The 7542-nt window shown below is 52.8% G+C and carries 5 protein-coding genes; all 5 read right to left on the bottom strand.

Annotation, left to right across the window (positions count from 1 at the left end; all coding sequences use genetic code 11):
- Window positions 1-45: 45 nt before the first annotated feature.
- Entirely contained in the window at window positions 46-2175 is a 2130-nt protein-coding gene (locus DWZ56_RS12100) for a glycoside hydrolase family 3 N-terminal domain-containing protein (protein ID WP_118556885.1), read from the bottom strand.
- Between the two features lie 15 nt (window positions 2176-2190).
- Window positions 2191-3945 (bottom strand): CocE/NonD family hydrolase, encoded by a 1755-nt coding sequence (locus DWZ56_RS12095; protein ID WP_158584560.1) that lies wholly within the window; start codon window positions 3943-3945, stop codon window positions 2191-2193.
- A 72-nt stretch (window positions 3946-4017) separates the two neighbouring features.
- Complete coding sequence (locus tag DWZ56_RS12090) at window positions 4018-4914, bottom strand: carbohydrate ABC transporter permease (RefSeq protein WP_199679593.1); 897 nt, start codon at window positions 4912-4914, stop codon at window positions 4018-4020.
- Window positions 4915-4929: 15 nt separating this feature from the next.
- The gene (locus tag DWZ56_RS12085; protein WP_176927064.1) at window positions 4930-5847 is read right to left on the bottom strand and encodes an ABC transporter permease; all 918 of its coding nucleotides are present in this window, start codon (window positions 5845-5847) and stop codon (window positions 4930-4932) included.
- 21 nt (window positions 5848-5868) lie between these two features.
- Window positions 5869-7536: an ABC transporter substrate-binding protein gene (locus DWZ56_RS22930; RefSeq protein WP_199679591.1), complete on the bottom strand. Its 1668-nt coding sequence runs from the start codon at window positions 7534-7536 to the stop codon at window positions 5869-5871.
- Between the last annotated feature and the right edge of the window lie 6 nt (window positions 7537-7542).

Below are 7542 nucleotides of genomic sequence, written 5' to 3'. Positions count from 1 at the left end.
ATATCCGTATATTGTTAACTAACAATGTCCATCATTATCCCAAATTCACCTCTCCACCACCATCTCCCCCATCTCCAACGTCAAACAATCCCCTCCGCACCCCACCAGGCATTTCCTCTCAACCTCCCACTCCTTCACCGTCTCCTCCCCCCACTCAAACACCACCTGTTTCTTCTCCCATCCCTCGATCCACACCTTACGGAAATCCACCAGCCGGCGACTTACACTGCACCGCCCCGTACCTCCTGTTCCTTTCACATAACACTGAACAACTTCAAACCCGGCCGTTTCACTCCTGTTTTCCACCCAGATGCTCACACGGACATAAGGACCTTCTTTTTTTATCTCCAGCCCGTAATAAATAAACTCGGAGTAACTAAGTCCATATCCGAACGGATACATGGGCGCCCCGGATTCATCCTGATATGCGCAATATTCCGATCCTCCATAGTACCCGTCAATTGACCTGGCCGGACTGCGGTGATTGTAGTAGATGGGGATCTGACCTGCGTTACGTGGAAATGTTACCGGCAATCTCCCGCTGGGATTTACCTCACCAAACAGAATCGCTGCCGCTGCCATACCGGCCTGAATGCCGCTGTGCCATGCATATAAGATGGCTTTTGAATACTGATCCGCTTTTTTCAAAATCAGAGGCCTTCCGGCACAGACTACGGTTATCACATTCTTATTTACAGCGGCAATACATTCCATCCACAGCTCCTGATCCGGCGACAGGGAGATAGTTGCGGTGCTCTGGGCTTCACCGGTGCGCCATCTGCTCTCTCCTAGCACGATCACAACGGCATCCGCCTGTCGGGCTGCGGACAGCGCATCGTCCAATAGCGGCGAAGCAGGCCACAGCAACTCTGTCTCTCTGACAGTTCTGCGAATGCCTTCTGCGATGGATATGACATCTTCTTCCCTTCCGTCGAGAGACCAGCTGCCTAGATGATGCATTTTTAGCTCCGCCATCGGACCGACCACTGCTATCTTACCGCCGCTCTTTCTAAGTGGGAGCAGCCCATCCAGGTTCTTTAACAGCACCATGGACTCGCATGCAAGACGGAAAGCACAGTTTTTCCCGTCCTTTGAAATCAATCCGGAGGGAGGTGAAACCGGCACCTGAATCCTTTCGTGCTCATCAAAAAGACCGAGCCTCTGTTTAACCTCCAAAACCCTGTACACCGCCTGATCCAGGCGCTGTTCCAGTCCGCTGCGCCCTGCCGCCTCCTTTTCCTGTCGGATCAGGGTGGGCAGACACTCCAGAAAACAGCCGTCGGACATATCCAACTCCACCCCGCTTAAAAACGCAGCCTTTGCAGCCTGCATCCTGTCTGCGGCAGCCCCCTGCTGCCTTAGCTGATCCACCGCCGCCCAGTCGCTCACCACAATCCCTTCAAACCCCAGTTGTTCCCGCAGCACTCCGGTCAGCAGACGCCGGCTGGCGGTCACCGGCTCTCCATTGATATCATTAAAGGAAGCCATGACAGTGTGAACCCCAGTCATGACAGCTGCCCTGAAAGGAGGCAGATAAACTGAATGCAGGGTGCTGTCGGACAGCTCGGCGGAGTGATAGTCCCTCCCCCCTTCCGAAGCCCCATAACCGATAAAGTGTTTTGCGCACGCGGCCATCCCCGGACTCCCGGCGCCGGCCTGACGCTGAAAGCCTTTCACAGAGGCGGCCGCGAATTGTGAAGCCAGATAGGGATCTTCTCCAAAGCCTTCGATGATCCTGCCCCAGCGGGGATCTCTGGCTATGTCCAGCATGGGCGCAAATATCCAGTTAATTCCGTCCGCAGCCGCTTCTAAAGCGGCAGTCTCTGCCGCCCGCTGAACAAGCTCCGGATTCCAGCCCGCCGCCATCGCTAACGGAATCGGAAAAACCGTGTGATGACCATGCAGCACATCCTTTCCGACAAGCAGAGGAATTCCCAGCCTGCTTTCATGGAGGGCCGCCTGTTTCAGTTTCCATATCTCTGCCGCAGGTGCAGTCTGTATTTCACTGCCTGCCAGGGCCGTGGCCGCGATCAGTATGCCGCCAGCCTTCCCTTCCCGGATCAGTTCCAGGATCTCATCCGTATTGTCCATATATGGCATTAGATTCAGCTGACCCGCTTTTTCTTCTGTTGACATGCTCCGAATCAGGTCCGTGATTCTTCTGTCCTCTCTCATCGCCTTCCCCTTTCCTCACCCCTGATCCGTTCCCGCGCAGGGGCATGCGATAGGCAGCACTATGCTCGAAGCCCGGTCCCCGCCGCTATATACGGTCTGATTCGCCGGACATGCCGCAGCCTGTACCGACCAGGTACCCGGCAGATTCGGATGCAGATGATACCCCGGATAATTGGAGGAAGAAATATCCAGCCTAATGCGCGATCCTGCCTTAAGTTCCCAATATACTTCCGAAGCGGTAAACTTCAGATGATAATCTCCGTTATCCATACGGCTGCCGCAGCACAGCAGATCGGCCGCTCCGTCTCTTATGTTATACGCCGTATTATCCGCAGTCTGTTCGGACAGTCTCACTGTAAAAGCCGTATTGGGGACATCCGTGCAGACGTAAAATGAAAAAGAAGGTCTTCCTTTGATACATATGGCCTGTTTCAGCGGTTCCGACAGAAATGTCAGCACATCCTGCCGCCGGCACGGCATTTCCTGTCTGCAGCTGCAGGCGGGGGATTTGCCCGGGTCTTCAAAATTGAGAAGCCAATTTCCGCCTTTAAAGGACACGGGATGATCCGGGTCATAGAGGTACCCGAACATTTCCGCATTCCGGGGAGGATAAAGCTGCAGCGCGCCAGTGCTGTTTTCAGTCGCGCCCGCCGGATTTATATCCAGAAATAATTCCTGCTCCTTCGTCTGCTCTTTATCCCACAGACACCACTCATCCGCTCCGATCTTATATGCCTCGACAGCGCCCAGCTTTCTCGGGTAGGGCATATCCATCAGATAATGATCGAACCATTCCAGAGCCGCCTTCATCTGAAGTGTCCCCATTGCGCCTTCCTTTTTATAGGACAGGTCGCCGCCGCATTGATTGCCGTGGTGCCAGGGACCGATGATGAGGCGGCTTTTTTTTCGTATGCTGTCGGGCAGATGAAAAAATGTCCGAAGTTCAGATTCCAGGAAAATGTCAAACCAGCCGGCCTGAAATAATACCGGTGTCCTGACACTGTTCACAATTTCCCCGTAACGCCCCCAAAAGCCGCGTTTCCAGTACAGGCTGTCCGGTGACGGGCTGGTCACCCAGTTGCGGTAATACTCGCAGTATTTTCCTTTTATCCGGATGTCCATGTCAATGGGAGGCTTTACCTTCAGGCTCTCAAAAAAAGCGTCCACATCCGGCTGCCCCACTTCCTCTTTGCCTTCAGGGCTCATCATCTGAGCAGCCCAGAGATTCCATATGCCCAGTTTAAACATGCCGTTTTCATAGAAGAGCTCATAAGGCTCGCCTCCGAAATCAGACAGATACATGGCTTTTACCTCTGCTGGCAGCGCGTCCGCCATGCACCACTGCACATGTGCCAGATAGGAACTTCCATAGGTTCCGATCTTCCCGGCGCACCAAGGCTGCTCCTTTATCCATTCGACGGTATCCAGCCCATCCTCCCTCTCATTTTCAAAGGCGTACCAGTCACCCTCCGAATCGTACAGACCTCTGATCTGCTGATACACAAGGGCATAACCGTAGTTTACAAATGCAAACAGCGGATGTCCCATTGCATTGTCGTCATTCACTTTATTATAAGGATTTCTGACTAGAATCACCGGCCAGGGCCCCTTTCCTTCCGGCAGCAGAACTCTGGTCATCAGTCTCTTGCCGTCCCTCATCGAAACCAACTGATCCATACAGGAACCTGCGGCATTCCTGACCGGCGGCAGATCGTCCTTAAGCAGCCGGCAGAGCGCATTTATGTTTTCCTTTATCACTTCCACAGACATTTGTATCTCCTCCACAGATTTCATTATTACGGTTTACAGCTGCCCTGTCATGCGCGGTGAGTTTACACTTTTTCACCCTTTCACCGCTCCGATCGTAATCCCCTTAACCAGATATTTCTGGCAGAAAGGATATACCAGCATAAACGGCAGGACTCCGACGGATGCGATGGCCATACGGATGGTGGTCCCTGGCAGCGATGCCTGGGCCTGCATGGCCGCCTGTCCCATCCCGCTCCCCGACAGAGATGACAGGAATTTCACATTGCTGATCATCTGGTTGAGCACAGCCTGAAGGCTCATAAGCTCTGTCCGGTCAATATACAGCAGGGAATTAAACCAGTCGTTCCAGTAGGCCACAGCCTGCATCAGCCCCACCGTTACAAATACCGGTTTGGCCAGGCCCAGCACCACAGACAAAAAAATCCGAATTTCTCCCGCTCCGTCCATCCTTGCCGCTTCCGTCAGCTCTTCGGGTATGGAAGCGGCGAAAAATGTCCGCATGATCATCATCTGGAACCCGTTAAACAGCAGATTGGGCACGATCAGAGCCAGAATGCTGTTCCTGATATGAAAGAGCTGTGTGTAAATCAGGTAGGTCGGCACCATTCCTCCGTTAAACAACATGGTAATCAGTATATAAACCGTAAAAAACCGTCGGAAGGGGAGCCCTTTCCTGGACAGCGGATAAGCGGCCATAGCCGTCACCGCCAGACTGACCGCCGTTCCCGCCGCGGTTACAAACAGGGAGACTGTCAGCGCATGCAGGATACCGGAGGCATATCCGAAAAGGTACCGGTATGCTTCCAGATCTATGTCCACCGGCAGCAGAGAATATCCCTTGCGGATAACGGACGCGTTGCTGCTTAAGGAAGACGAAAGCAGGATCAGGAAAGGCAGCAGGCAGGCCGCGCTGATGAGCATCAGCAGAAGATCCGGCAGGAGTTCATTCAGTAATTTTCTCGTTTTCACAGCGGTCCTCCTCACTTAAAACAGCGCGCTCTCTTTATCCAGCCTTCTGATCAGCAGATTCGATCCCAGCACCAAAACCAGCCCGGCAAAGGACTGGTAAAAACCGGCTGCCGCAGACATCCCCACATCATTCAGACGGATCAGGGAACGGAACACATAGGTATCGATGGTGCCGGTCACATCATACAGTATGCCGGAATCCAGCGGCACCTGGTAGAACAGCCCGAAATCCGAATAAAATATCTTGCCCACCGAGAGCACCAGCATCATCACGATCACCGGTTTGATCGCCGGCAGCGTGATATGGCAGAGCTGTTTAAATCTGCCCGCTCCATCCAGGGAGGCCGCCTCATAGAACTGGGGATCGATGCCCAGCACCGCAGCCAGATAGATCATGCACTGCATGCCGGCATTTTTCCACAGGTTTACAAGCACAAGGATAAACGGCCAGTATCCGGGGGTGCTGTACCACTGCACCCCCGGCTTTCCTAACAGCGGCAAAATGGTCTTATTTAAAAATCCTGATTCTGTGTTTAAAAATGCCAGCACCAGATAACTCACGATGACCATGGAGATAAAATTGGGAAACAATACGGCGCTCTGGCAGAATCGGGATATGAACCTGTTCTTTACATCTTTTAAAAGCACCGCCAGCCCTATGGCACAGACGGTATTCACAGCGATGAATACCAGGTTATAGCATATAGTGTTTCTGGTAATCAGCAGCGCGTCCTTTGTCCGGAACAGATATCTGAAATTATCAAATCCTACCCAGGGACCTTTCCAAATACCCGCCAATATCCCTTCCGAGTAGTTGATCTTTTTAAATGCGATGACAAGCCCGAACATCGGCAGATAATTATTGATCAGAAGATACAATAGTCCCGGCGCCATCATGAGCAGCAATGGCACATATCTCTTTTTATGCCGCATTCCATCCATCTCCAGTCCGCATTATTGATTCTCTTTCAGCCATCTGTCAAGCTGCGCCTGTTTCTCCGCAACGATTACATCCATCCCGGCATCCTTTAATTTCTGTATGAACTGAGGCAGGTATTCATCCGGATCCACCGCACCGGTTCCTAATATGGTCATATACTGTCCCGCCACATTGGTAACCGACGCAATCTCATTGGAGATAGGCGTCACATCCGGTACAAAACCCATTGCCAGAGATTTTAAAGCCTTTTCATTCATTTCCTTTGACTTATTCCAGATCTCCGGGTCCGTGCCGGCCGGCACATAGGAGAGAAAAACATTGCCGAACTCCCAGGACAGATTAAAATTATAAGGATGAGCCGCAGGATCCATACCCTCTGGATAGCCGATCACGTTGTCGGAGAGTTTCACATAATGAACGCCTTCGATACCGTAATCAATCAGATTCACGATCCCGGCATCCGTATAGAGAAGATTCAGGAATTCCATAGCTTTCTCCGGATGCTTGGACTGTGCGGCTATCCCCCACGCGATTGTGGTCACATTGCCTGCGCTGACAAAAGGCTCGCCAAAGGTCACTGCCGCCATAGGCATCCCATATGTGGCTGCCGCAGTATCCGCTGCCCCCACCGCTACGCCGGTGAAATGGCCGAATCCTCTGCCCGCGGCGAGCAGATCTGCCGCCGTCTCGTTGTTTGTGGCGGCATCCGCCAGTATATATCCGTTTAAATACCAGTCCCGAAGGCGGTACACCCACGCTTCATACTCCGGAGTCTCAAACAGGTCCGCCACCGTGGCGGTCTGGCCATAACCCGGAAGCACGCCGAGGCTGTTGCCTAAGGGGTCATATAAAACATCCAGCCCCAGGCCAAAAATCCCGCCTCCCGGGCTTTCAGGCACAACCGGCGCCATATCCGGATGCTTTTCTTTTACGCCTGCAAAGACCTTTTCCAGATCATCCAGAGTCTGGATCTCATCCGCGGAAATTCCAGTTTCATCCAGCAGATCCTGACGCATCACAAATGTGGTGGCGCTGGCATAGGACTGCAGCACCGGAACCGCGCATACAGATCCGCCCGGTATCATAGCCGCATTGAGATATTCTCCCAGCGCATCCTTTATGCCGCTTCCGTACCCATCGATCAGATCATCCAGAGGCTTAAGCTGCCCTGTCATGGCCTGCATATAATAGTTCAGACCTGTGCCTGTCACTAACAGATCCAGCTCATCCCCGTTCTGCAGCATCAAATTCATCCGCTGCTGATAATCTCCGCCGTTGATCGGCATGAGATCCACCGTCGCATGAATCCTCTCCTTTAAAATTTCATTCAACGCGTCCTCCACCATGCCAAGATCCGGCGGATCCGCAGTCCAGCTTAAAAATGCCACAGTCAGTTTGATTTCCGGCTCCTGCAGTTCTGTTTCCGTCTGAAGGCTTTCCCTGTTTTCTCCGGTCTTCTCCTCCGCCTGTGATGACGGCTGCTGTTTTCCCGCACATGCAGAAAGAAACAGCGCTCCGGCAAGCACAACTCCCATCCATCTCCCAATACGCTTCATAACACCCTCCGTTTCTGTGCCGTCCGCCAGTCCTCTGACCTGATCCCCCGTCCAGGACGTGTTTGCGGCACTTCCAAATATATGGTTCAGAATATCTTTACGCGGATCACCTCCGCATAGATCCATCCTAGC

This window comes from Lachnotalea sp. AF33-28, assembly GCF_003477885.1.
In the GTDB taxonomy this organism is placed as follows: Bacteria; Bacillota; Clostridia; order Lachnospirales; family Lachnospiraceae; genus AF33-28.
The sequence above is the reverse complement of the archived record's forward strand: the minus strand, read 5'-3'. Positions and strand labels throughout refer to the sequence as shown.

Coding starts and splice junctions, on each gene's coding strand:
- DWZ56_RS12095 (WP_158584560.1), bottom strand. CDS start 3,945: ATGTCTGTGGAAGTGATAAAGGAAAACATAAATGCGCTCTGCCGGCTG.
- DWZ56_RS22930 (WP_199679591.1), bottom strand. CDS start 7,536: ATGGATCTATGCGGAGGTGATCCGCGTAAAGATATTCTGAACCATATA.
- DWZ56_RS12085 (WP_176927064.1), bottom strand. CDS start 5,847: ATGCGGCATAAAAAGAGATATGTGCCATTGCTGCTCATGATGGCGCCG.
- DWZ56_RS12100 (WP_118556885.1), bottom strand. CDS start 2,175: ATGAGAGAGGACAGAAGAATCACGGACCTGATTCGGAGCATGTCAACA.